General features: G+C 62.1%; 1 protein-coding gene. It reads right to left on the bottom strand.

Features of this window, described 5'->3' with window-relative positions; genetic code table 11:
* Positions 1 to 290 (bottom strand): hypothetical protein (locus PZH32_RS13645; protein WP_275208798.1); only part of this gene is annotated, 290 nt, incomplete at both ends.

The following is a 290-nucleotide window of genomic DNA, read 5'->3' as shown; positions in this document are numbered from 1 at the left end:
GAGCTCGTCGTTCATATAGAGCGACATCCACCGTTGCTCGACAATGGCGCAGATGGCCTCGTAGTCGCGCATCCAATAGGACAGTCCCACGGCGGCATCGTCGAACCCTTCAACAAGCAGCCAAGCTCGGGCGCGATCGACAAGAGTCCGCAGGTCGTCCTCTTCCATGCGGTGCAAGCGGACGTGCAGCACCTCCTGCAGCATGGCTTGGTAGCGATACCAGGGATCGCCCTCCTCCCGCTCCAGACGCTGCACGAAGAGCCCCGCGTCGATCAGTTGATCGACGCGCC

Origin of the sequence: Adlercreutzia equolifaciens (assembly GCF_029076695.1) — a bacterium.
Taxonomy (GTDB): domain Bacteria; phylum Actinomycetota; class Coriobacteriia; order Coriobacteriales; family Eggerthellaceae; genus Adlercreutzia; species Adlercreutzia equolifaciens_A.
This window is presented reverse-complemented; position numbering and strand designations above follow the sequence as displayed.